General features: G+C 64.1%; 23 protein-coding genes and 1 pseudogene. 10 read left to right on the top strand and 14 right to left on the bottom strand.

Features of this window, described 5'->3' with window-relative positions; genetic code table 11:
• Window positions 1-9: 9 nt before the first annotated feature.
• Together glpK and E3O22_RS09235 are read right to left on the bottom strand one after the other, a co-directional pair.
• On the bottom strand, window positions 10-1,524 hold the full coding sequence (gene glpK, locus E3O22_RS09240) for a glycerol kinase GlpK (protein WP_134395576.1): 1,515 nt from the start codon (window positions 1,522-1,524) through the stop codon (window positions 10-12).
• A 108-nt stretch (window positions 1,525-1,632) separates the two neighbouring features.
• On the bottom strand, window positions 1,633-2,397 hold the full coding sequence (locus E3O22_RS09235) for an MIP/aquaporin family protein (protein WP_134395575.1): 765 nt from the start codon (window positions 2,395-2,397) through the stop codon (window positions 1,633-1,635).
• 224 nt (window positions 2,398-2,621) lie between these two features.
• On the opposite strand from E3O22_RS09235, the gene dhaK reads away from it, so the two are divergent.
• The 4 genes from dhaK (at window position 2,622) to E3O22_RS15910 (ending at window position 5,315) form a co-directional block, all read left to right on the top strand.
• Window positions 2,622-3,623 (top strand): dihydroxyacetone kinase subunit DhaK, encoded by a 1,002-nt coding sequence (dhaK, locus tag E3O22_RS09230; RefSeq protein ID WP_134395574.1) that lies wholly within the window; start codon window positions 2,622-2,624, stop codon window positions 3,621-3,623.
• A 19-nt stretch (window positions 3,624-3,642) separates the two neighbouring features.
• Window positions 3,643-4,281 carry a dihydroxyacetone kinase subunit DhaL gene (gene dhaL / locus E3O22_RS09225; RefSeq protein ID WP_134395573.1) on the top strand — a complete coding sequence of 213 codons (639 nt, stop codon included), beginning with the start codon at window positions 3,643-3,645 and terminating at the stop codon, window positions 4,279-4,281.
• A gap of 1 nt (window position 4,282) precedes the next feature.
• Complete coding sequence (dhaM, locus tag E3O22_RS09220) at window positions 4,283-4,969, top strand: dihydroxyacetone kinase phosphoryl donor subunit DhaM (protein ID WP_134395572.1); 687 nt, start codon at window positions 4,283-4,285, stop codon at window positions 4,967-4,969.
• A 175-nt stretch (window positions 4,970-5,144) separates the two neighbouring features.
• Complete coding sequence (locus E3O22_RS15910) at window positions 5,145-5,315, top strand: hypothetical protein (protein ID WP_166784607.1); 171 nt, start codon at window positions 5,145-5,147, stop codon at window positions 5,313-5,315.
• A gap of 969 nt (window positions 5,316-6,284) precedes the next feature.
• Here the strand turns inward: E3O22_RS15910 and E3O22_RS09215 are convergent.
• Genes E3O22_RS09215 through E3O22_RS16370 form a run of 3 tightly spaced genes read right to left on the bottom strand, consistent with a single transcriptional unit; the run spans window position 6,285 to window position 8,522 of the window.
• Window positions 6,285-7,799: a site-specific recombinase gene (locus E3O22_RS09215; RefSeq protein ID WP_241976595.1), complete on the bottom strand. Its 1,515-nt coding sequence runs from the start codon at window positions 7,797-7,799 to the stop codon at window positions 6,285-6,287.
• Complete coding sequence (locus E3O22_RS09210; RefSeq protein ID WP_104169166.1) at window positions 7,789-8,133, bottom strand: helix-turn-helix transcriptional regulator; 345 nt, start codon at window positions 8,131-8,133, stop codon at window positions 7,789-7,791. Before E3O22_RS09210 ends, E3O22_RS09215 begins: the two co-directional genes overlap by 11 nt.
• Window positions 8,130-8,522 carry a tyrosine-type recombinase/integrase gene (locus tag E3O22_RS16370; protein WP_241976594.1) on the bottom strand — a complete coding sequence of 131 codons (393 nt, stop codon included), beginning with the start codon at window positions 8,520-8,522 and terminating at the stop codon, window positions 8,130-8,132. The genes E3O22_RS09210 and E3O22_RS16370 overlap by 4 nt, the downstream gene beginning before the upstream one ends.
• 62 nt (window positions 8,523-8,584) lie before the next feature.
• On the opposite strand from E3O22_RS16370, the gene E3O22_RS16365 reads away from it, so the two are divergent.
• Window positions 8,585-9,004, top strand: a complete 420-nt coding sequence (locus E3O22_RS16365; RefSeq protein WP_241976593.1) for a hypothetical protein — start codon at window positions 8,585-8,587, stop codon at window positions 9,002-9,004.
• On the opposite strand, the pseudogene E3O22_RS16360 reads toward E3O22_RS16365, so the two are convergent.
• A pseudogene (locus E3O22_RS16360) lies at window positions 8,978-9,169 on the bottom strand (site-specific integrase); the annotation flags it as partial. The gene E3O22_RS16365 and the pseudogene E3O22_RS16360 overlap by 27 nt on opposite strands.
• Window positions 9,170-9,625: 456 nt before the next feature.
• On the opposite strand from E3O22_RS16360, the gene E3O22_RS09200 reads away from it, so the two are divergent.
• Window positions 9,626-10,222, top strand: a complete 597-nt coding sequence (locus E3O22_RS09200) for an HdeD family acid-resistance protein (RefSeq protein ID WP_166784606.1) — start codon at window positions 9,626-9,628, stop codon at window positions 10,220-10,222.
• A gap of 58 nt (window positions 10,223-10,280) precedes the next feature.
• Here the strand turns inward: E3O22_RS09200 and E3O22_RS09195 are convergent, their stop codons facing one another.
• Window positions 10,281-11,072 carry an SDR family oxidoreductase gene (locus E3O22_RS09195; protein WP_241976592.1) on the bottom strand — a complete coding sequence of 264 codons (792 nt, stop codon included), beginning with the start codon at window positions 11,070-11,072 and terminating at the stop codon, window positions 10,281-10,283.
• Window positions 11,073-11,188: 116 nt separating this feature from the next.
• Here E3O22_RS09195 and E3O22_RS09190 point away from each other — a divergent pair, with 116 nt between their 5' ends.
• The 4 genes from E3O22_RS09190 (at window position 11,189) to E3O22_RS09175 (ending at window position 13,854) form a co-directional block, all read left to right on the top strand.
• Complete coding sequence (locus E3O22_RS09190; protein WP_174720088.1) at window positions 11,189-11,659, top strand: NfeD family protein; 471 nt, start codon at window positions 11,189-11,191, stop codon at window positions 11,657-11,659.
• Window positions 11,659-12,648: an SPFH domain-containing protein gene (locus E3O22_RS09185; protein ID WP_134395568.1), complete on the top strand. Its 990-nt coding sequence runs from the start codon at window positions 11,659-11,661 to the stop codon at window positions 12,646-12,648. Before E3O22_RS09190 ends, E3O22_RS09185 begins: the two co-directional genes overlap by 1 nt.
• Window positions 12,649-12,654: 6 nt before the next feature.
• Window positions 12,655-13,398: a glycerophosphodiester phosphodiesterase family protein gene (locus tag E3O22_RS09180; RefSeq protein ID WP_134395567.1), complete on the top strand. Its 744-nt coding sequence runs from the start codon at window positions 12,655-12,657 to the stop codon at window positions 13,396-13,398.
• Window positions 13,399-13,488: 90 nt separating this feature from the next.
• Entirely contained in the window at window positions 13,489-13,854 is a 366-nt protein-coding gene (locus tag E3O22_RS09175) for an RNA polymerase-binding protein RbpA (protein ID WP_134395566.1), read from the top strand.
• A 35-nt stretch (window positions 13,855-13,889) separates the two neighbouring features.
• Here E3O22_RS09175 and lnt read toward each other — a convergent pair whose 3' ends face one another.
• Genes lnt through E3O22_RS09140 form a run of 7 tightly spaced genes read right to left on the bottom strand, consistent with a single transcriptional unit; the run spans window position 13,890 to window position 21,322 of the window.
• On the bottom strand, window positions 13,890-15,434 hold the full coding sequence (lnt, locus tag E3O22_RS09170; protein WP_134395565.1) for an apolipoprotein N-acyltransferase: 1,545 nt from the start codon (window positions 15,432-15,434) through the stop codon (window positions 13,890-13,892).
• Between the two features lie 9 nt (window positions 15,435-15,443).
• Complete coding sequence (locus tag E3O22_RS09165; protein WP_134395564.1) at window positions 15,444-17,897, bottom strand: RNA helicase; 2,454 nt, start codon at window positions 17,895-17,897, stop codon at window positions 15,444-15,446.
• Between the two features lie 9 nt (window positions 17,898-17,906).
• Window positions 17,907-18,659 (bottom strand): twin-arginine translocase subunit TatC, encoded by a 753-nt coding sequence (gene tatC / locus E3O22_RS09160; protein WP_134395563.1) that lies wholly within the window; start codon window positions 18,657-18,659, stop codon window positions 17,907-17,909.
• Between the two features lie 47 nt (window positions 18,660-18,706).
• Window positions 18,707-18,928: a twin-arginine translocase TatA/TatE family subunit gene (gene tatA, locus E3O22_RS09155; RefSeq protein WP_104102079.1), complete on the bottom strand. Its 222-nt coding sequence runs from the start codon at window positions 18,926-18,928 to the stop codon at window positions 18,707-18,709.
• Window positions 18,921-19,244, bottom strand: coding sequence for a hypothetical protein (locus tag E3O22_RS09150; protein ID WP_134395562.1), 324 nt, complete (start codon window positions 19,242-19,244; stop codon window positions 18,921-18,923). The genes tatA and E3O22_RS09150 overlap by 8 nt, the downstream gene beginning before the upstream one ends.
• A gap of 24 nt (window positions 19,245-19,268) precedes the next feature.
• Complete coding sequence (locus tag E3O22_RS09145) at window positions 19,269-20,264, bottom strand: YafY family protein (RefSeq protein WP_134395561.1); 996 nt, start codon at window positions 20,262-20,264, stop codon at window positions 19,269-19,271.
• Complete coding sequence (locus tag E3O22_RS09140) at window positions 20,261-21,322, bottom strand: YafY family protein (protein WP_241976591.1); 1,062 nt, start codon at window positions 21,320-21,322, stop codon at window positions 20,261-20,263. The genes E3O22_RS09145 and E3O22_RS09140 overlap by 4 nt, the downstream gene beginning before the upstream one ends.
• Window positions 21,323-21,331: the final 9 nt, after the last annotated feature.

Here is a 21,331-nt window from a genome sequence, read left to right as displayed (position 1 = left end):
CGAGACGAGCTAGACGACGTCGTCGTCAACCCAGCCGAACGTCTTGGTAACGGCCTTCTTCCAGTTGCGCATCTGTCGGTTCCGCTCTTCTTCGCCCATTTGCGGGGTCCACCGGCTGTCCTCCTGCCAGTTGGCCCGCAATTCGTCAAGGTCGCTCCAGAACCCGACCGCCAGTCCGGCGGCGTACGCGGCGCCGAGAGCCGTGGTTTCGGCCACGACGGGTCGTACCACTGGCACGCCGATGATGTCGGCCTGGAACTGCATCAGCGTGTTGTTGACGATCATGCCGCCGTCAACCTTCAGCTCGGTCAATGGGACACCAGAGTCGGCGTTGACCGCGTCGAGGACCTCCCGGGTCTGAAACGCGGTCGCCTCGAGGGTGGCGCGGGCGATGTGGCCCTTGTTCACGAATCGGGTCAGGCCGACCAGGGCGCCACGGGCATCCGCACGCCAGTACGGCGCGAACAGGCCGGAGAAGGCCGGCACGAAGTAGGCGCCGCCATTGTCATCGACCGTTTTGGCAAGCGTCTCGATTTCCTCGGAGGTACTGATCATTCCCAGATTGTCTCGCAGCCACTGCACGAGGGCGCCGGTGACGGCGATCGACCCCTCCAACGCATAGTGGGGGGCCGCGTCGCCGAGTTTGTAACCGAGCGTGGTGAGCAGACCGTTCTTGGAGTGGATGATCTCGGTGCCCGTGTTGAAGATGAGGAAGTTGCCCGTGCCGTAGGTGTTCTTCGCCTCACCTTGGTCGAAAGCGGCCTGTCCGAAGGTGGCCGCCTGCTGGTCGCCCAGGATGCCCGCGATCGGTACCTCGCGCAGCAGGCTGTGCTCATTCACGAGGCCGTAGACCTCGGACGAGGAGCGAATCTCGGGCAGCATCGACCTCGGCACCCCGAAGGCGGCGAGGATGTCGTCGTCCCATTGCAGAGTCTCGAGATCCATGAACATGGTGCGACTGGCGTTGGTCACGTCCGTCGCGTGCACGCCGCCTTCGAGCCCGCCGGTCAGGTTCCACAGCACCCAGGAGTCCGTCGTGCCGAACATCAGATCGCCCGCTTCGGCCTTGGCGCGCGCGCCATGCACGTTCTCAAGAATCCAGACGATCTTCGTTCCGGAGAAGTATGTCGCCAGGGGGAGCCCAACCTGGGCTTTGAACCGTTCGACTCCGCCGTCGGCGGCGAGACGGTCCACGATCGGCTGGGTGCGGGTATCCTGCCAGACAATCGCGTTGTATACGGGCAGCCCGGTGTGGCGGTCCCAGACCACTGCGGTCTCACGCTGGTTGGTGATTCCCACGGCCTCGATGTCATGCCGAGTCAGGTTCGCCTTGGACAAAGCCTGGCCGATCACTTCACGGGTGTTGTCCCAAATTTCCATCGGGTCGTGCTCGACCCAGCCGGCCCGGGGGAAGATCTGCTCGTGCTCAAGCTGACCAATCGCGATCACCGAGCCTGCTTTGTCGAAGATGATGGCTCGGGAACTCGTGGTTCCCTGGTCGATTGCGATGACGTACTTGGCCATGAAATACCTCCTTGGATTGCGAGAATCGATGCTGGACGCGGCGCACGCCGCTGCGTGACGCCACACAGTGCGGGCCGATTCAATGACTGAACCGGCCCGCGGGAAGGATTACGTGAGGACGGGCAAAAGGAACAGGGAAGCCCATCCGGCGAGCATGCCGCCAATGACCGGACCCACGACAGGAACCCAGGAATATGCCCAATCGGACGTTCCCTTGCCCTTGATCGGCAGGACGAAGTGCGCGATGCGGGGCCCCAGGTCACGAGCCGGGTTGATGGCGTATCCGGTCGGCCCACCGAGCGAGGTGCCGATGACGATGACAAGCAGCGCGACGGGCAGTGCACCGAGCGCGGCCAGTCCACCACTCTCGCCCTGGCGCCCGCCACCGAAAGCCAGAACGACGAAGACGAGCACGAATGTGCCGATGATCTCGGTTGTCAGATTCCAGCCGTAGGAGCGGATGGCCGGACCGGTCGAGAAGACGCCGAGTTTGTTGGCGGAGTTGGGCTCAGCGTCGAAGTGCTGTTTGTAGGCCAGCCAGCAAAAGACGGCTCCGATGAAGGCGCCGAGGAACTGACCCGCGATGTAGGTGAGGACCGACAGGAAGTTCACGGGAACGCCCGAACCGAACTCCGTCGCACCCGCTGTCACCAGGCCGAGGGTGACTGCCGGGTTGAGGTGTGCGCCGGAGTTATAGGCGACGATGACGCCGGCGAAGACTGCGAAACCCCACCCGATGGTGACCATGAGGAATCCGCCGCCAAGGCCCTTGTTCTTGGCCAGCGCGACGTTGGCGACCACACCGGTTCCGAGGAGGACGAGCATCCCCGTACCCAGCACTTCCGATAAGAATACGACTCCAATATTGTCCACGTTGACCTTTCTTGGTGAGGCTGGAGATGCCGGAGCAACCCTGAGCGGTGAGCGATCGGCATTACCATAGCGCGGCGATTAACGCAGCGGAATGGGCCGGTGGACGTGTAATTCACCGCCCCTTACCGGCAGCGAGGGCAGCGCGTAGGTTGAGCCTGGAGTGCACGGCGCTCCACACCAGCCCGTCGACGGGCAGTCCAACCACCTCGATCGAAGGAAGAGACATGAAGAAACTCGTCAATGATCCCAAGAACGTCGTCGCTGAGGCCGTGGCCGGGTTCGGCGCGGCCCACGCCGATATCGTCCGGATTTCGACGGAACCGATCTACATCGTGCGCACGGAAGCTCCCGTTGCCGGGAAAGTGGGTCTGGTCAGCGGAGGAGGAAGCGGACACGAGCCACTTCACGGTGGGTTCGTCGGGTTCGGGATGCTGGACGCAGCCGTACCCGGGGCCGTTTTCACCTCACCGACACCCGACCCGATCCTCGCCGCGACGAAGGCGGTCGATGGGGGAGCGGGGGTACTCCACATCGTCAAGAACTACACCGGGGACGTCTTGAATTTCGAGACCGCCGCCGACCTCGCCGCCGCGGAGGGAATCGAGGTCCGCGCGGTGATCGTCAACGACGACGTCGCCGTGAAGGACTCGCTGTACACGGCCGGGCGACGTGGTGTGGCCGGAACGGTCCTGGTCGAGAAGATCGCTGGAGCGTCGGCTGAGCGCGGAGACGCCCTGGAGACCGTTGCCGCGATCGCAGAGAGGGTCATCTCCGGGGTGCGGTCAATGGGTGTGGCGCTGACGCCGTGCGTTGTTCCCCACGCCGGGGAAGGCAGCTTCACGCTCGCCGACGATGAGATCGAGATCGGGATCGGCATCCACGGCGAGCCGGGGCGCGCGCGCATCACGCTGGAGCCGGCCGACGCCATCGTCGACCGTCTCCTCGGCCCTATCCTTGAGGACATCCCGTTCGTGGCCGGAGACAACGTGCTTCTCTTCGTCAACGGAATGGGCGGCACACCGCAAATCGAGCTGTACATCGTATTTCGACGGGCCGCCGAGGTGTTGGCCGAACAGGGGATCGTAGTGACCAGGACACTCGTCGGGAACTTCACGACGTCTCTCGAGATGCAGGGAACATCCATCACCGTGCTGAAACTCGATGACGAATTGACTGCCCTGTGGGATGCGCCGGTCCAGACGGCAGCGCTACGGTGGGGACGATAGGCGGGTAGAAGGAGATCCAATGAATTTAGACGGCACGTGGGCGAAAGCCTGGATCAGGGCCAGTGCGGCGGTAATGAATGAGCACCGTGTGGAATTGATTGATCTGGACCGTGAAATCGGCGATGGTGATCATGGTGAAAACATGGACCGCGGTTTTCAGGCGGTGCTGTTGAAACTCGATGACCTTCCGGCCGAGGCGAACCCCGGGGACGTCTTCAAACTCGTCGCAACCACATTGATCTCAACCGTGGGCGGTGCGGCGGGTCCACTGTACGGAACAGCGTTCCTCAAGGCGGCCGTGGCCATCACCGGCTCGGCTGACCTTAACGGGGCCGCTCTGGTTGCACTCCTGGCGGCCGCGCGAGACGGCATCGTCCTGCGCGGCAAAGCGGAGTCCGGAGACAAGACCATGGTCGATGCCTGGACTCCGGCGGTCGACGCCGCCGAAGCAGCCCGTGCCGACGGTGCGGACGACCTGGCGATTTTGATGGCTGCGGCAGCTGCTGCCGAGGCAGGGGCAGAGGCGACGGAACCCTGGGTCGCGCGTAAGGGACGGGCTAGCTACCTCGGCGAACGGGCCATCGGTCACCGCGACCCGGGAGCGCAGTCTTCGGCCCTGCTGTTGCGAGCAGCTGCCGACACCGCCGCGACCGCCTGAAATGACCGCCACAGAGGGGCTTGTCGGTCTCGTTTTCATCTCCCACAGCTCGAAGATCGCCGACGGTCTCGTCGATCTGGCGACCCAGATGGCACCCCGAACGAGGATGGTCCCGGCCGGTGGGACAGACGACGGGGGTATCGGCACGAGCTTCACGAAGGTGGTCAGCGGCATTGCACAGGCTGACGCCGGCACCGGCGTCGTGCTGCTCTGCGACCTGGGCTCCGCGATCCTGACGGCCGAAACCGCGTTGGATTTCCTCGGAGACGCGGCGCGTGCCCGAGTACGAATCGTGGATGCGCCTCTGGTCGAGGGGGGAGTGGCTGCAGCCGTCGCCGCCGAGATAGGGGGAGACATCGCGTCTGTCGTGCGGGCCGCGCAATCCGCCGCCGGGGCGGTCTGCGCACCTGGGGCGGAACCAGCGCTGCCGCCAGTGGTCACGCGAACCGTTACCCTGGTAAACAAGGATGGTCTGCATGCCCGACCGGCTGCTGACTTCGTGAAGCTCGCCAGTACGTTCGAGGCACGAGTCACTGTGAATGGCAAAGATGCGTCCAGTCTGCTTGCCGTGATGTCACTCGGACTCATCCGCGGCATGACCGCGGAGATCTCCTCCTCGGACGAGGCCGGAGCGGCAGCCGTAGCCGCATTGGGAGACCTTCTGGAATCGGGTTTCGGAGAAGAGTAGACGCACAGCACACACGCCTGGTCGATTTTGCAACTCGGCGTAGTCTGAGCGCATGGTCAAAGACAGGAAACCGCCGGAGAGCAGTCCTACTCGTCACTCCGACCGAGTGGATCCGCGATTCGCGGATACGGACGGGCCGACCGATCTAAAGGAATGCCCGGTCTGTGGGCAGACCATGCGTGCGCATTCGATCGAGCGCGGCGCCCATGACACGATCCTTACGTGCCCCGTGCCGCATCCGGGCGCGTGGGACCGGGACGCGTTCCTGCCCGTGAACGAATTCGGGATGGTCCTGCGCCCGCACGAACCGGAGAACACGGACGAGGAAATCGACCGCCCCGAATGAGGCCGCCGGCGGCGGTTCGGCTGGCTGTCGCCAAATGTCTGCACACGGGTCCCAATCCACCGTTGGACACACTCCGGCACGATGCGGGACGTTTCGGAAGTGCTCCGATGCCTCTCGTGGTCCGGCGAAAGCGTAGTCTAAGTGGGAACTGGACTTATCCGAAAGGGTCCTAATGGTTCCCATTGCTGAGCCTGGGAGGGGTCTGCGCTGTGGTGATTTGAGGTTGATGTAGTCGGCGTGGGGCGCTCCAGCGGCGGCGGCGGCGGCGTGCTGACTGACAGGGGAGTCCTGGCGCCAGTTACGGAACGACGGCTTATGGAAATCGCGGCGGGCCAGAACCAGTAGGTTGTGGCTATGCGTATCAAGGGGTTTCGAGGGGCGAGTGCGGTTCTGGCGGCGGGTTGTTTGGCGGTGGCGATGATCGGATGTTCTGGGTCGGTACCGGGAGCTGGTGGACCAATTTCTGCGCCGACGATGACCGTAACCATAACTCCAACCCCGACGCCGATCCCTGAAACCGATACATGCGACAACGCTTTCACCGCTGACCTGAATTCGAAAATGGCGACGGACGGACTCACTTTCCGTGCTGACGGCCCCCGCGAAGAACTGGACTCATTGGTCGGAGCTGACGGTCTGCGATGTGAGTGGACGAAACCGCAGACGGACCTGACCGTTCGGTACGCGAACTGGACCCGGGATATGCCGGCTTGGGATGTTCTGAGAGCTCAGCTCCTGGCTGATGGGTATATCGAGACCGGCCCGCGGTCGGTTAGCCGGCCGATACCGGAGTTCGACTCCGCGTACCGCTACCGCGACGGCGTCATCCACTACGCGAGCCCAGCCCGTTTCATCGGGTGGGTAACTGCACTGCAGTAGGCGCTCGCGGATGGTGCCCACGAGCATAACGAACGTGTTGCGCATGGCGGGTTTCGGCCAAAGCGGGAACTGGACTTATCCGAAAGGGTCCTAATCCTTCACGGAACTGAGCCTGGGCGAGGGCCGGAGCTGTGATGATTTGAGGTTGATGTAGTCGGCGTGTGGTGCTCCGGCGGCGGCGTGCTGGTGGATTATCTTGCTGCTATAGCCGAGGGAGTTGGCCAGGGCGGTGGGATTGAGTTCTTTGGCGAGGTCGCGCAGGGCGGTGTTTCTGACGCCGTTGAGGTCGATGCCCCAGCTGCGAAGTCGGTTCAGCATGGTTTCTGGATGGGTGTGTTGGCCAGGCAGGTTGCCGGGAAAGAGCCAAGGGCTGTCGGTGTTGACTGTTTGCTGGTTGGGGCGGTTGTGGATGTAGTCCCAGAAGGTTGCCGTGACTTGTGCGGGCAGTAGGGCTGGCACCGATCCCAGACGCAGGTAGAGGCCATCGGGTCGCGCTTCGAGTGCGCTGGTTTTCAGGGCTGCGATCTTTCCGACCGGGTGTGCGTAGAGCAGGAGGATGAGTGCGGCGACGCGGTCTGCGGCGGGCATTTCTCCGGCGGTGAGGCAGGCGCGGATGTGGTCGATTCTGGCTGCCTGCGTCAGGATCGGGGTCGATTGTGCTTCACGACGGGGGACCCGGACTTTCGCGATCTCGTGTGATGTGACGAGCGATGCGATGAAGGTGTTGATGGCATGGCGAGTGGATGGTCCGGAGGCGAGGTAGTCGTCGAGGTGCGACTGACGGATATCGGTGTAGGTGGTGTCGTGCTCGGATAGGAGCCAGGCGAGGAATCGTCCTGACTCGGTGATTTCCTGCTTCGCTGACCGGACGGCGAAGTTCATGTTCTTGCCAGGCAACGCCTTCGCCCGGAGTCGTTTCAAGTGATGCCACCGACCGAAGCGTTCGATTGGTCCTTGGATCTCGCGATGGTCAGCAAGAGACATGATTCGCTTCTCGAGCCAGCGTTCGAATGCCGCCAGTTGGCGGTCCCGGGGCGGCAGCATGCCGTGATGGGTGAGTGTTTCGCGAAGGTGTTCGACGGCGTTGGATGCGGGTAGGGCGTCGAAGGCCTCGTGGCTGATGGCCAGTTCCCTGGTGCCCAGTCGGGTGAGGAGCGCACTGGCGCCGATGCCGCGTTTCCAGGTATAGATGCTCTTGGGGCGCTCGGCATTGGCGAAGACAGCGACGAGGCGTTTGAGCCGGAGGTCCGGGGGAGTGTTGGGTTGGAGGGTTGCGGTGAGGTCGACGCGGAGGACGCAGCGGATGCAGTTGCCGTTGCGAAATCGTTCGGCTTCATCGCCGCAGTTGTCGCAGTGCAGGAGTGTGGTGATGCCGGCGCAGTCACGGCAGGTGTTCGATCCGTCCGCGTCTTTGCCAGGGAGCAGGCGTGTGTCGCCGCAGGTGGCGCAAGGGCCGCGGGTGTGTGTGGCTGTGGTGAGGCAGATCCCGCAGATGGCGCCGTCGGGCCAGTGCACTCGAATCTTCGCGACCAGACCGCCGCAGCGGTCGCAGTGCAGGGTGCCTGGGGTTCGGGGGCGTCCGCGGGTGCGGTGCTCAGTCGTCATCGTCGAGGATGCGGGCGCGGACGGGTTTGTAGGCGTCGGCGAAGTTGACGATGTTCTCGCCGGAGGCGATTGCTCGTTCTTGGCGTTGGCTCTTGGCGTTCGCTGCGGTGAAGGTGACGAGCTCGTTCGCCTCAACGTTGAAGATGTCGCAGAGAGCGGTCAGGACTTTGAAGGAGATTCGCTCGGGATCCTGGGCGACGAGTCGATAGATCTGCGACTCCGAGAGGGTGATGCCGCGTTCTCGGAGCGGGGCGACGAGTTCTCGGCTGTTCTTCATGCCGTGGCGCGCCATGAGCTCGCGTGCGCGCCAGCGGTACTCGATTTCTCGTTTCATGGTTTTTCCTCCCACGGGGTGCTGTTGGTGGTCGCGTTGATCGTGCGCTCGAGGACGCGGTTCAACGCCCGGGTTTGGTAGTCGCTGGAGACTGCCGTGTAAATGGATGTGGTCGACGCATGGAGGTGGCCAACTTGTTGTTGGACGAACGTGTGCTCGAAGCCATAGAACTCGAACAGGTGGGTGACGTAGGACCGGCGAAGGGAATGCATGTCCAGGCCCGCCGGGAAGCCCAGCTCGTTGACGTAGGCGCGGATGCGTCGACGCAGATTCGACTTCGGCACGACGAGGCCCTGGCTGGTGGGGAACAGGTCGGTCGGTTGAGCGGCAAGGTGAGGCAGTCCGGTGCGGACCCACCGGTGAACGGCCTCAGGCGACCACTCGAACACGGTGAGAACGGAACGGAGCGGCGCTTGGGCGCAGACCCCTTCTGGGCCTTCCCGTAACGGACGTGGAGGACACCGAAGTCGCCGAATTGGGGCGAGTGCGGGTTGCGGGAGAAGTCGACCAGCTGCAGGTGGGTCACCTCGTTGGCGCGAAGCCCCCAGGCGTAGGCGGTCTTGAACGCGATGGCATCGCGGGAGGCGGCGATAGCGCCCTTGCGACCCGAATTGATGACACGCTCGACCTCGAGGTCGGCGAGATCGAAGAAGTCCTGCAGCTCACGACGCGAAAACGGTCGTTTCGTCGCCTGCTGTTCATTCTGTTGCGTGTGGGTGGCCCGGTTGAAGTCGGTGATGATCTGAGTGACGGGCCGGCCAAAGGAACGTCCGCAGACTTCGCTCCAGTCGTAGGCCGGATCGGTGAGGAAGTCGCAAAACAGTTTGAGGTTGGTTTGATACGCCCGGACGGTGGCCTGGGACAGGTTTGATACCGAGCGCGTGTAGGCGAAGTAGTCCTCGACGTCCGCGAACGTCCATTCCCACGGGAAGTGCCCGGTGAAGTCCGCGAACCGACGGATCGTTCGTTCGCGTCCAGAAATGGTTTCGTGCCGGAAATTGCGGGAGAGCTGTTGGCGGCGCCAGCTGTCGACCATGTCGGTGAAAACGGCATCCGGGCTGGTCGCCTCGGGGCGCAGAGGCAGATGGATTACTCGGCCCGATGCGACGCTCATAAGCCCCCTCAACCTGTCTGCAAATTATGCTCTTCAAATGCAAAACATGCAAGGCACTCGGCGTGAAACCGCGGAAATACGGGGATCCCGAGAGGATATGCGCCGCGAAATTCCCCCCGTTGAATCGGACCGCTCAGACCTTGCCCGGTGCAGATACAGCGCCCCGCATCCCAGAGAAACAGCGGAAGTTCCTGACGCGGCCGGCACTCCGCCGGATAAATACCAGGGGAGTCCTATTCTGCAATTCCTGCAATAGATGCAGTACGTACTGACATAATGTGCATTATCGGTCAATCAATGAAGAGGTCTGGACGTGCTGGCCGGACTCGACTACCGTGTGCGACACGGCTCGTTCCCAGAATCCGAGAGGCACCTGAAATGCCCACTACCGTTACGGCCGTTGATCTGTCGTTGGATTCGAGAGCGCTCAGCACGTCAGAAATCACGGGTGTGCGCCTGGCCATCGCTGGGACCGGCCTGCTGGCTCTGGTCGTCGGCATCCTGATCCTGTCCTGGCCGGACACCACCGTCGCGTCCCTCGGGATTCTGTTCGGCTTGTACTTCTTGATCAGCGGCATCGTTCACGTAGTCCGAGGATTATTCACACAGGGTACGTCCGGTGGTAGCCGGGTTGTGAACATCCTGCTCGGCGTGCTGCTGATCGTCGGCGGTATCGTCGCAATCAGGAACCCTTTGGACACCCTGGCCGTGCTCGGGATGCTTATCGGGATCTCCTGGATCGTGGAAGGTGTGGCCGGATTGGTCGAGACGGCTCCGGACTCCAGCAGGTGGTTCGGCACGGTCTTCGGCGCCATCGCCGTCGTGGCCGGCGTCGTGGTGCTCTTCTCCCCCGTCGAGTCGGTCACCATTCTGGTCACGATCGGCGGAGTGTTCCTCGTTCTGTCCGGGATCATCCAACTGGCGCAGGCCTTCATGTTCGGCCGGGGTCGGTCGGCAACACTCGATACGGCGTAGCCGCACGGAGTGGCTGCAGAGCACTCGTCCGGCCGCACCGCACGTGCTGCCCGCAACGTCAGTTTCGACTGGCGGCTTCTCCGACGTAGTCCGCGATGTCCCCGACATACCTGGTGTTGTTCTCCGGCACGGCCTCGACAGCCGCCAACGCAACCTCGGCGCCGAATTCGCTGACGTTGTACAGCCGGCCGGCGGCATCCTTGCGCGCGTTCATGGTGCCCGGGCTGGCTCGCTCAAGCAGGACGGCGGTGACCGTGCCCTCGATGATGTCGCCGGAGACAACGACGAAACCGATGCCGGCCTCGGCGAGCTCGGGGATGAGGGCGCGCAATGCGTCCTCGCCGGCGCGCTTGCTCCGGGCGACTGGCTCGTATTCGGCCATGGTCGTCGTGGTCTCGACAAAGTGAGCCTGGTGGCTGGTGACGAACACCACGCGGGCACCCGGAGCGAGCAAGGGCCGTGCCGCGTGCAGCAGGTTGACCTGGGCGTCCCGGTTCAGCTGCATGGCGTAATCCTCGGCCATGCCGCTTTCCATGCCGCCGGAGGCGTTCATGACGAGGATGTCGAGCCCACCGAACTCCGTGAGGATGGTTTCGAACATGGACTCGACGGATGCAGCATCCGTCAGATCTGCGCCGACCGTGATTGCCGTGCCACCTGCGGCGCGGATAGCATCGGCGACCTTGATCGCCCGTGCCTCCTTGTTGCGGAAGTTGATCGCGACGCTGGCGCCCGCCTCAGCGAGGAGGCCGACGGTGGCCGCTCCGACACCACGGGACGACCCCGTGACCAGGGCGCGTTTGCCGGTGAGAGAGCCGGCGTCGAGGGGATTTTGGGGTGCAATAGTCACAACGCCCAACCCTACCAACATGCGCGGCTGGACTCAGCCTCGGTCAGTCTTGACTCCGGCCGACGAGCAGGTGATAGCTTCGACAGGGAAACGTCACGTGAGAGGCTCCAAAATTGATGGCTGACCTGACCGACTACTTGTGGATCGTTTGGCTCGTCTTCATCCTCGTCTGTGTGATCATCGAGCTGCTTTCTCTCGAGTTCACCTTTTTGATGATCGCGGTCGGCAGTCTGGCCGGCCTGGGGGCGAACCTGCTGGGAGCCGTGTGGTGGCTCCAGATCGTCACGGCCGCCGTGGTATCCGTGCTCCTCATCCTGCTCATACGCCCGGTTCTCCTGCGGCTGATGAGGAAGGGTGCCGATCACACACCGAGCAATGTCGCCGCACTGCTCGGCATGACCGCACAAGTACTGTCCACCGTTCGCCCCTCGGGTGGAATGGTCAAACTGGCCAACGGCGAAACCTGGACAGCCCGCCTCTCCCCCGACACCGACACGCAATCCGCCGAACCCGGTGAGATTGTTCGCGTGGCCGCGATCGAAGGCTCCACCGCCGTCGTTCTGCCCTCGGAAAGGAACATCACATAATGCTCTCCACCGGTGAATTCATTGGGCAAATCTTCATTGCCGCCCTCCTCTTGGTACTCGGGGTGTTCGTCGTCGTCGTTCTCGTCCGGGCCATCAAGATCATCCCGCAGGCCAACGCCGGCGTCGTCGAGCGTCTGGGCAAGTATCACAAGACGCTCGAGCCGGGCCTGAACATCCTGGTTCCCTTCATCGACCGGGTGCGACCCCTGCTGGACATGCGCGAACAGGTCGTTTCCTTCCCCCCGCAGCCGGTGATCACGGAGGACAATCTCGTGGTGTCCATTGACACCGTGGTCTATTTTCAGGTCACGGATGCACGTGCCGCCACCTACGAAATCGCGAATTACCTGGGCGCAGTCGAGCAGCTCACGACGACGACCCTGCGCAATGTGGTCGGTGGCCTCAACCTTGAAGAGGCGCTGACCAGCCGCGACAATATCAACGGGCAGCTGCGGATCGTGCTGGACGAGGCCACCGGCAAGTGGGGTATCCGAGTCGGACGGGTGGAGCTGAAGGCGATCGACCCGCCCCTGTCCATCCAGGACTCGATGGAGAAGCAGATGCGCGCCGAGCGTGACCGCCGCGCCGTCATCCTGACCGCGGAGGGCACGAAGCAGTCAGCGATTTTGACGGCAGAGGGAGCCCGGCAGGCAGCCATCCTGTCGGCGGAGGGTGACGCGAAGGCAGCCGTTCTGCGCGCCCAGGGTGAGGCGGAGGCCATCACCACGGTGTTCAGGGCGATCCATGACGGTGACCCGGATCCGAAGCTCCTGGCCTATCAGTACCTTCTGACCCTCCCCAAGCTCGCAGAGGGCAGTGCGAACAAGCTGTGGATCGTGCCCAGCGAACTCACCGCCGCGATGAACGGTATCGGGACGGCGTTCGGCCATGCCGTCGGCGGCTCGGCCGCCCCCGCACCGACCGGGCAGGCCGCGCAGACCGGGCAGGCCGAGACGGCCGGTCGGTCCCCCGCCGTCCCGGAGGCCTAGGCGACGATGTACCTAGAGGGGGCCGGGCCGCGCGTTTTCGCCCATCGCGGCCTCTCCCTCGATGCACCGGAGAACACCCTGCTGGCGTTCCGGCACGCGCTGGCGGTCGGCGCGACCCACATTGAGACGGATGTCCACGCCACGGACGACGGAATCGCCGTGCTCAGCCACGACGCTGAACACGATGTGGCCGGAACCCGCATCCGCCTCGACCAGCTCACCATGGGCGAGCTGCGCCGGGTCGGACTCGGTCAGGGACAGTCCTTCGCTTCCCTTCGCGAGGGACTTGACGTCTTCCCGGACGCCCGGTTCAACATCGACGTCAAATCATTGGCCGCCGTCGAGGCCACGGCCGCTGCGGTCCGGGACGCCGGCGCCATCGACCGAACGCTGATCACCTCATTCTCCGAGAACCGCCGTCGCCGCACGGCTGCGCTCCTTCCCGGGGTGGCCACATCGGCATCCGCGTCGGTCTTGATGCGCGCCGTTTTGACCGCCGAACTGGGCCTTGCCGCTCCGGTGCGGCACTCCCTGAGGGGCTTCGCCGCCGTGCAGGTACCGGAGTCGATTCGTTTCCTTCGCATCCTCACTCCCCGCTTCATTCGCGCCATGCACGCGACCGAGGTAGAGGTGCATGTCTGGACCATCAACGATGCGGAGTCCATGAACCGGCTCCTCGACCTCGGTGTCGACGGGATCGTCACGGACCGGTGCGACCTGGCCGTGGCGATCATCGCGGCGCGAGCCTGAGAGTTCGCTCCGAGAAGTCACGTAACGGAAAGATAACGTCCAGCTTGATGGTTTATACCTAGTAGTTGCATCGCGAGAGGAGACCACACGATGGCGGATCGCAGTTTGCGTGGCATGAGGTTAGGCGCACAAAGCCTTCAAAGCGAAGAGGGCGTAACCTTTTCACCACGAGTCAGTCACACGTATCTGTGTGCAACGTGTGCACGGGAGACGGTCATGATCTTCTCGGCAGAGGCGGATGCCCCTGACGAATGGGAATGTCGCTTCTGTTCACAGACAGCAACCCGGTTGGTCGACTCCAAACCGGTTATTGTGGACCATTCCGACGAGAAAGTACCGCGTACGCATTGGGACATGCTCCTGGAGCGACGCACCCGCGCCGAACTCGAGGAACTCCTCGAGGAGCGGTTGACGTTCCTGCGGGAGCGGCGCGGACAGCAGAAGATCGGCGCCTGATCGGCCCGTTCTCTCGACGCCTGAACTGATCAGTTTTACCTGCTACGCGCCCGATTCCGTCGGGCGCGTAGCGCATTAACGGAGCACAGCACAAACCCGGCGAGGCCGAGGCCGCACACCAGCCACTCGATTGCCCGTCCCGCCGCCATCGCCGGGGTGACCGTGTCGCTCAGGGGAACTGACTGCACCATCGCTCCGGGAAGCCAGGTCGGCAAACGGTCGAGCGTGGCACCATCCGGCGTGATGATGGCGCTGGTGCCCACGGTGGAGATATTCACGACCGTGCGCCCGGCCTCGATGGCTCGGAGTCGCGCGATGGCCAACTGCTGCACGCTTTCGTCGGTGCGGCCGAAGTCGGCGTTGTTCGTCTGGGCGAGGATGATCTCGGCCCTGGCGTCGACCATTTCCTGAACGAGCTGGTCGTCGGCGATATCGAAGCAGATGGCGATTCCCGCCACGATCCCATTGATGTCGAAGACGTTGTCCCGCGTGCCGATGGAGTAATCGCGCGCGACCAGGTCGATCAACTCGGGAGCAAATGGCCGCCAGAACGCACGGTCCGGCATGTACTCCGCGAAGGGCACCGGATGCACCTTGTCGTAGATGTCGACGGCGCCCTCCCCCTCTTGCCACAACAGAGAACTGTTGTAGAACTTGTTGTCCCGCTGCGTTATCGTTCCCGCGATGACCGGGACGCCCATCCGGCGGCTGAGGAAGTCCAGGTTCTTGGCGGCATCCGCTGAACGAAGGGGGTCGATGTCGCTGGCGTTCTCCGGCCACACGACGAAGTCGACCTCCTCGTCGATGACGGCCAGGGTCGCTGAAGTGTGGTCCGCCAGGATCTGCCCCGGTGAGTAGCGCGCGAACAGACCGGCATCCGATGCACCCTGGATGGCAGCCAGACGAACCTCCCCCGTCTGTACCGTCGGCCAGGCCGGTACGACCAATACGACCGCGATCGCCCCTGCGGCGATGCCTGAGCGCACGGTGAGTCGCACCGGGGTTTCGCGGAGCAACTGCAGGGCCAGGGCGCAGAGCCAGACCAGGACGAAGCTGAGCCCCGACATGCCGACCCAGGCCACCAGTGAATTGAACGGGCTCTCGGACTGGGAGATGGCCACCCTGCCCCAAGCGAATCCGCCATACGGCCATACCGAGGCGAGTGCTTCCCGCGCCGTCCACAGCCCAGCCACGACCACCGGCACCACGCCAAGGCGGCCCAGGCTGGTCGGCCACACCCGCGGCCCCGTTTCGAGCACGACACCGATCAGCGCCAGGCTGATGGAGAAGAATATGGTTTGCAAGCCGGCCAGTGCCAGCCAGGGCACAGATCCGAGATAGAGCGTCAGCCAGCTGATGTGGATCAACCAGAACGCTGATCCGGCCACCATCCCGGTGAGCAGGCCGGACCAGAAACCACGCCCCAGCAGGGCACAGAGCATTAGGAAGACTCCGACCAGGGCCAGAATCCACCACGACCGATCGGGAAACCCGGCGTCCAGGATCGCGCCTGCCGCCGCGGCGAGCACAGTAGCGGCCGGCAACGGGAGGGCCAATGGCCGAAGGGTCCCCGAGATCACGTCATCAGCCTAGGCGACTGACGAGTAGGCCACGATCCCACGGCGGATCGCATCCATGGCCTTGCGAGCGGTGCGACCGACGGGGTCGTCGGCCACGACCGAGAGCTGATCCAGAAGGTCGATGGTCTGCTTCGTCCAGCGCACGAAGTCCCCCGCCGCCATCTCGGCCTCATCCAGGACGTCGATGAGCGATCCGGCTCGCGCCCACTTCCACATCGCCAGGCTGAGTCCCACCGCGAGGGGGTTGCTGCCGGGAAGCTTGTGATCGCGTTCGAGATCATCGAGGCGGCTCCACAACTCCTGGGTCTCGTGCAGGGCCTCGCGGAAGGTGCCCTTGGGCAGGTAACGTTCGTCGATCAGACCCTCCTCGCGGCGAGGCTCGAAAACGAGAGCGCAGGCCATGGCGGCGAGACCCGCTGGGTCGAGGTCATTCCACAGGCCCCGGCGTAGCGATTCCGCCACCAGGAGGTCACGGTCCGCGTAGATGCGACGCAGGATCAGGCCGCTCGGGCTGAGCGTGACCGTGGCGTCGGGATTCTCGAGGAGATAGCCGTAGCCCACGAGAACTTCGGTCACCCGGTCGAAGACGCGTGCGACGGCGCCGGTGCGCGTCGTAATCTGCTGGGTGACAATATCCGTGTCTCGCCTCAGCGTCCACCAGCGCTGTGCCCACCGTGCGTGCTGCTCGCGCTCAGGGCAGCTATGGCACGGATGCTCGCGCATGCGCTTACGCAGGCTGCCGAGTTCGCGCTGGCGACGCTCGCGCGCCGCACGGGCGCCGGTCTCCCCGGCCGCATTCTGGCGCTCGACATCGGTGAGATTGCGACGAATGGCGGAATATTCGGTGAAGTCGCCCAGGTGGCAGACCATGGACTGTGCGAACCCGGTCAGTGACTCCTCCTGGTGTCGCACTTTGCGTGCCAGGTCGACGACCGCCCGATCGGCCTGGAACTGGGCAAACGAGGACTCGAGTACCTCACGCGTGCGTTCCCGACCGAACTGGTCGATCAGGTTGACGGCCATGTTGTAGGTCGGTTTAAAGCTGGAATTGAGCGGGTAGGTGCGGCGGGACGCGAGTGACGCCACCGTTTGAGGGTCGAGTCCGGAAGCCCACTGGATCAGCGAGTGGCCCTCGATGTCGATGCCGCGTCGCCCGGCCCGACCGGTCAGCTGGGTGTACTCCCCCGGGGTGACCGGCACTCTCGCCTCGCCGTTGAACTTCTCGAGTTTGTCGAGCACCACCGTACGGGCCGGCATGTTGATGCCGAGCGCCAGGGTTTCCGTAGCGAAGACGGCCTTCACGAGCTTCTTCTGGAACAGCTCCTCAACGACCTCCTTGAACGCCGGCAGCAGCCCGGCATGGTGGGCGGCGACACCCCGCTCGAGGCCGTCGAGCCACTCGAAGTAGCCGAGCACGCCGAGGTCTTCGTCGAGCAGCGTACGGCAGCGCTCGTCGACGACCTGCCGGATCTCCTCGCGCTCCTGAGCGTCGGTCAAGCGCACGCCGGCCCGCAGTACCTGGCGGACCGCCTGGTCGCAGCCGACTCGGCTGAAGATGAAGAAAATCGCCGGGAGGAGATGTTTGCCCTCGAGCAGCCGCACGATCTCGGAGCGGTCCATCCTCCCCGGTTCGAAACCGCCACGCGGCTGGGTCCCCCGGCCGCGATCGCGGTCGCCGCCCCGGCGTCCGTTCGCCGAGCGGACGCCGGGTGCGCGCCCGCCCGACTGGGCCAGCCGCACCAGCTCCGGGTTCACCCGGTGGGTCCCGGCCAGGCCGGCCGCGTCGAAGAGGTCGAGCATTTTGCTCTTGACCAGCACATGTTGTTCGAGCGGGACCGGTCGCTCTTCGGAGACGATGACATCCGTTTCGCCGCGGACGGCCTGCAGCCAGTCGCCGAATTCTTCGGCGTTTGAGACCGTGGCGCTGAGCGAGACCAGACGTACGTCCTGGGGCAGATGGATGATGACCTCTTCCCACACGGCGCCGCGGAACCGGTCGGCCAGGAAGTGGACCTCGTCCAACACGACGAAGGCAAGGTTTGTGAGGAGGTCCGAATCGGCGTAGAGCATGTTGCGCAGCACTTCAGTCGTCATGACCACGATTCGGGCCTGCGGGTTCACGTTCGTGTCGCCGGTGAGCAGGCCCACGGCATCCGCCCCGTATTCCGCGACGAGTTCCTGAAACTTTTGATTGCTCAGCGCCTTCATCGGGGCGGTGTAGAAGACCTTCTTCCGTGAGCTCTGCATTGCCAGATAGATCGCGAACTCGGCGATCAGGGTTTTGCCGGCACCCGTGGGCGCGGCGACGAGCACGCTGTTATCGTCTTCAAGAGACGCGCAAGCGGCCAGCTGGAAGGGATCCAGTCCGAAGCGGAGCCCGGCGCGGAATGACTCGAGGCGGGGCCGGCCGGCGCGGGCTCGGGAGGCGGCATAGCGTTCCGCGGGCGATTCAAGGTTGGTCATCGGATGCGCTCAGAGCGCCAACTCCTGTTCGAGGGAACGGGCGCGCCGGGCGGCACGTCGATCGTGGAGGTACGCGATTCCGTACGCGGCGAAGTAAAGCACGACCATAGGGATGGCCAGAAGAAACATTGAGATCACGTCGGCAGCGGGGGTGGCGATCGCGGTGAACAGTGTGATCAGCAGGACGGCGATCCGCCAGGATTTGATGATCGACTGAGCGCTGATCACTCCGGCCAGGTTGAGCAGAACGATGAAGACGGGGAGCACGAAAGCCACACCGATCGCGATCATGAGCTTCAACACGAAGTCGAGGTAACTTTGCGCGACGATGAGAGCGGCGTCTTCCTTGGGGGCGAAACTCGTCATCAGTCCGACAATGTTCGGTAGAACGAACCATCCCGCGGCGCAGCCCGCCAAGAACAGCGGAATGGCGGTGAAGAGGAAGCCGAAGGTGTACTGCTTTTCGATGCGGGTGAGGCCGGGAACCAGGAACGCGAAGATCTGGAAGAGCCAGACCGGGCTGGACACGACGAGCCCCACGTAGAAGGCGATCTTCAACTTCAGGTCAAAGGCACTTGTGATGTCTGGGTAGTTCAGCTGAGCCGTGCGGTCCTGCGCCTCGATGATGGCGTAGATCGGCTCGCGCAGGGCGTCCCACACGAAATCGGACAGGAACCAGCCGACGATCGCACCAACCAGAATTCCTGCCGCAGCAAGGAAGAGACGCTTGCGCAGCTCGAGCAGATGTTGCCCCAGCGACATTTTTCCATCGGTGGCCGTGCGCCGAGGGATTCGCCCCGCCACGGGACTTACGATTTCGTCGTCGGGTCGGCTGTGCCGGCGGCCTTCGAAGAATCGTCAGCGCTGCCGGTCGTTTCGGCGTCTTCTTTGTCGCTCTTGATCTCGTTCTTGAAAATCTTCATGGACTGCCCGAGGCTGCGGGCAAGGCCGGGAAGCTTGGGCGCACCAAACAGAAGCAGAACGATGACGAGGATGATCAGGAAGTGCCATCCGGTCAAGTTGTTAAGCATCAGTATCTGTCCTTTGGGTCAGTGGGCGAGTGATAAACAGTTTACCTCTGGCGATCAAGGAATCCCGCCGCCGCTGTCGACGTTGCGCCCGGTCACGCTGAACAAGTTCGAGGGCGCGGTAGAGGTCGGCGGGCTTTGTGAAGACGGCCGGTTGGAACCGGACCTGGGGCGGCATCTCCTGCCCCCGGGTGACGTCAGCGACACGATCGCCGAGTTCTTGAAGGGCTTCCAGTGTGGCCATGACCTTCTTGAACAGGGCGAACCCGAACCAGGCCAGCATCGCGAGCAGACCGAGCACCAGGCCGATCCAGATCAATGCCCACAACCACCACGGCATCGTCTATTCCCCCAGGTCTGTCGGTTCGGACTCGTCGTAGCGGGCCACACCGGCGGCCGCCCACTCGCGCACGACTGCGCGCGCCTCGGCCGGGTCAACCACTTCCACGACTCCGGCGAGGCCGCTGACGAGGCGTTTGAGGCCGTGATAATGAGCCACTTTGAGTGTCCTCCGCACTCTGTCCCCGGGTGCTCCGGGGGCGCCGTATGGTGCGTAGTCCGCGAGCAGCGGAACGGCCGACGTCGGGAGTTCAACCGTCACATCCTGGTCGGACGCGGAGCCCTCGAAGAGGGTCTCGGTCGGCACGGCATCGGCGGACCGGGGGTTGGTCGGCACGTCGGTCACGTGCAGATCGCTCATGCGGTCGAGGCGAAAGGTGCGGGCCGCTTCGCGGAGGTGGCACCAGCCGCGCAGGTACCAGTCCCGGTCCACAGTCTGGATACGCCACGGGTCGACCCGGCGCAGTTCATTCTCGCCGCGGGCATTCAGATAGTCGAACTCGATCTGTACTCCGCCGCGGACCGCGGCCTGCACGACCGCGATGCTGCTGCGGGCATCCGTGCCGGCAACGGCAACTTGGCTGGGAGCCGCTGAGGCGCTGCGGGTGAGTTTCGCCATCAGCGACGCGATCGCGTCGACGTCCGCATTCTCCGGTAGCGAGGACAGGTATTGCAGGCCGGCGATCAGCGCGGCGGCTTCTCGGGCGGAGAAGCGCGGCGAGTCGTCGATGGCCACGAGGTGGGTGAGCACGATGAGGTCGTTTGTTTCGAACTCGTCCCAATGGATATCGAACAGGTCGCCGTGCAGGTACTGGCGGGTTTCCCCGGGGATGCCGGAAACCGCGATGAGGTTGACCGCGTCGCGCACCCGGTCAGGCGACACCCCGAAGTGCTCGGCGACGTCGGTCACGCTGATGCGGTCATGGTCCATCAGGAAGGGAACCAGCGCCAGGAGGAAGGTCAGCTTGTCGGATGCTCCGAGTGCCGGACCGCCGTTCATTCGTCGGCCGCCGTCGTGGTGTCCGGGTGCGCATTCAGATCGAAATCGGTGTGGGCATCCCGCACGGTGATCAGGCGGGACCGGACCGCTGTGCGCAGGGCCGCGGGCGAGTGCACCAGAACCTCCGGGCCGTAGCCGGCGAGCTCGTCGGCGAACACGTTGAGATCGGTGAAGTTCAGGTGCAGAGCGGATGCGTCCGCGTTCGTTCGAATCTCTCCCGGGGCGTCTCGCTTCGACAGTCTCACCGCGGCATCGCTGCCCGGCCGGGCGGCGATCACGGCGATGTTGGCGGTCCACAGCGCCTCGAGCTCGCTGAGCGCTTCCTGCCCCTGACCGTCACCGTGCGCCACGAACGAAGCTCCGGGGACCGTCACCACCGGGCCCACGATCCGGGAGAGCAGGTACGTGCGGGTTGCCGCAGCATCCTGGTCGGTGCCGAACAGGTGCCATCGTCCGTCGTGCAACACCATGGCGCGGGGCTCGACCTGACGGCGGCGCGCCGCCGCCTCGCCGGGCTTCAGATAGAGGAATGCGACAACCTGACCGCGATCCATTGCCTTGCTGAGCGGTTCGAAGGACGCCTCCCGCACGCGCAGGGACGGCGAGTAACCGAGCACGGGATCGCTCGAGTCGATGCCCAGCGCATGCAGTTTCGTCATCGCACGCCTGGACTCCGCAGACAGGGAGCCCTCCCGCCAGACCGTCGCGGCTAGCTTCAGCAGCATGAGCTCGTCCGGGCTGAAAGTCACGTCCACCGGAAGCTCGTAGAGTCCCTTGGGGATGCGGTAGCGCAAATGGTGGTTGCTTCCGGGATCGTCCGGCGGCTCAACCAACTCGAGCGGAATGCCCAGTTCGCGGATGTCGTCTTTGTCTCGTTCGAACTGCCGCTCCAGGCTCGCGTTGGCGCCGCCGGGGAGGTAGCGCTGGCGGTACCCCTGCACGGTGGACAGAATATCGGCCTTGGTCAACCCGACTTCCGTTGCGATGAGCGCAAGTACCAGGCTGAACAGGCGTTCTTCTACCGAAACACGGCTGTTCTTTTCAATGGTGGACGGCACGCTGCGAGT

Source organism: Cryobacterium sp. TMT2-18-2 (assembly GCF_004402245.1).
Classification (GTDB): domain Bacteria; phylum Actinomycetota; class Actinomycetes; order Actinomycetales; family Microbacteriaceae; genus Cryobacterium; species Cryobacterium sandaracinum.
The sequence above is the reverse complement of the archived record's forward strand: the minus strand, read 5'-3'. Positions and strand labels throughout refer to the sequence as shown.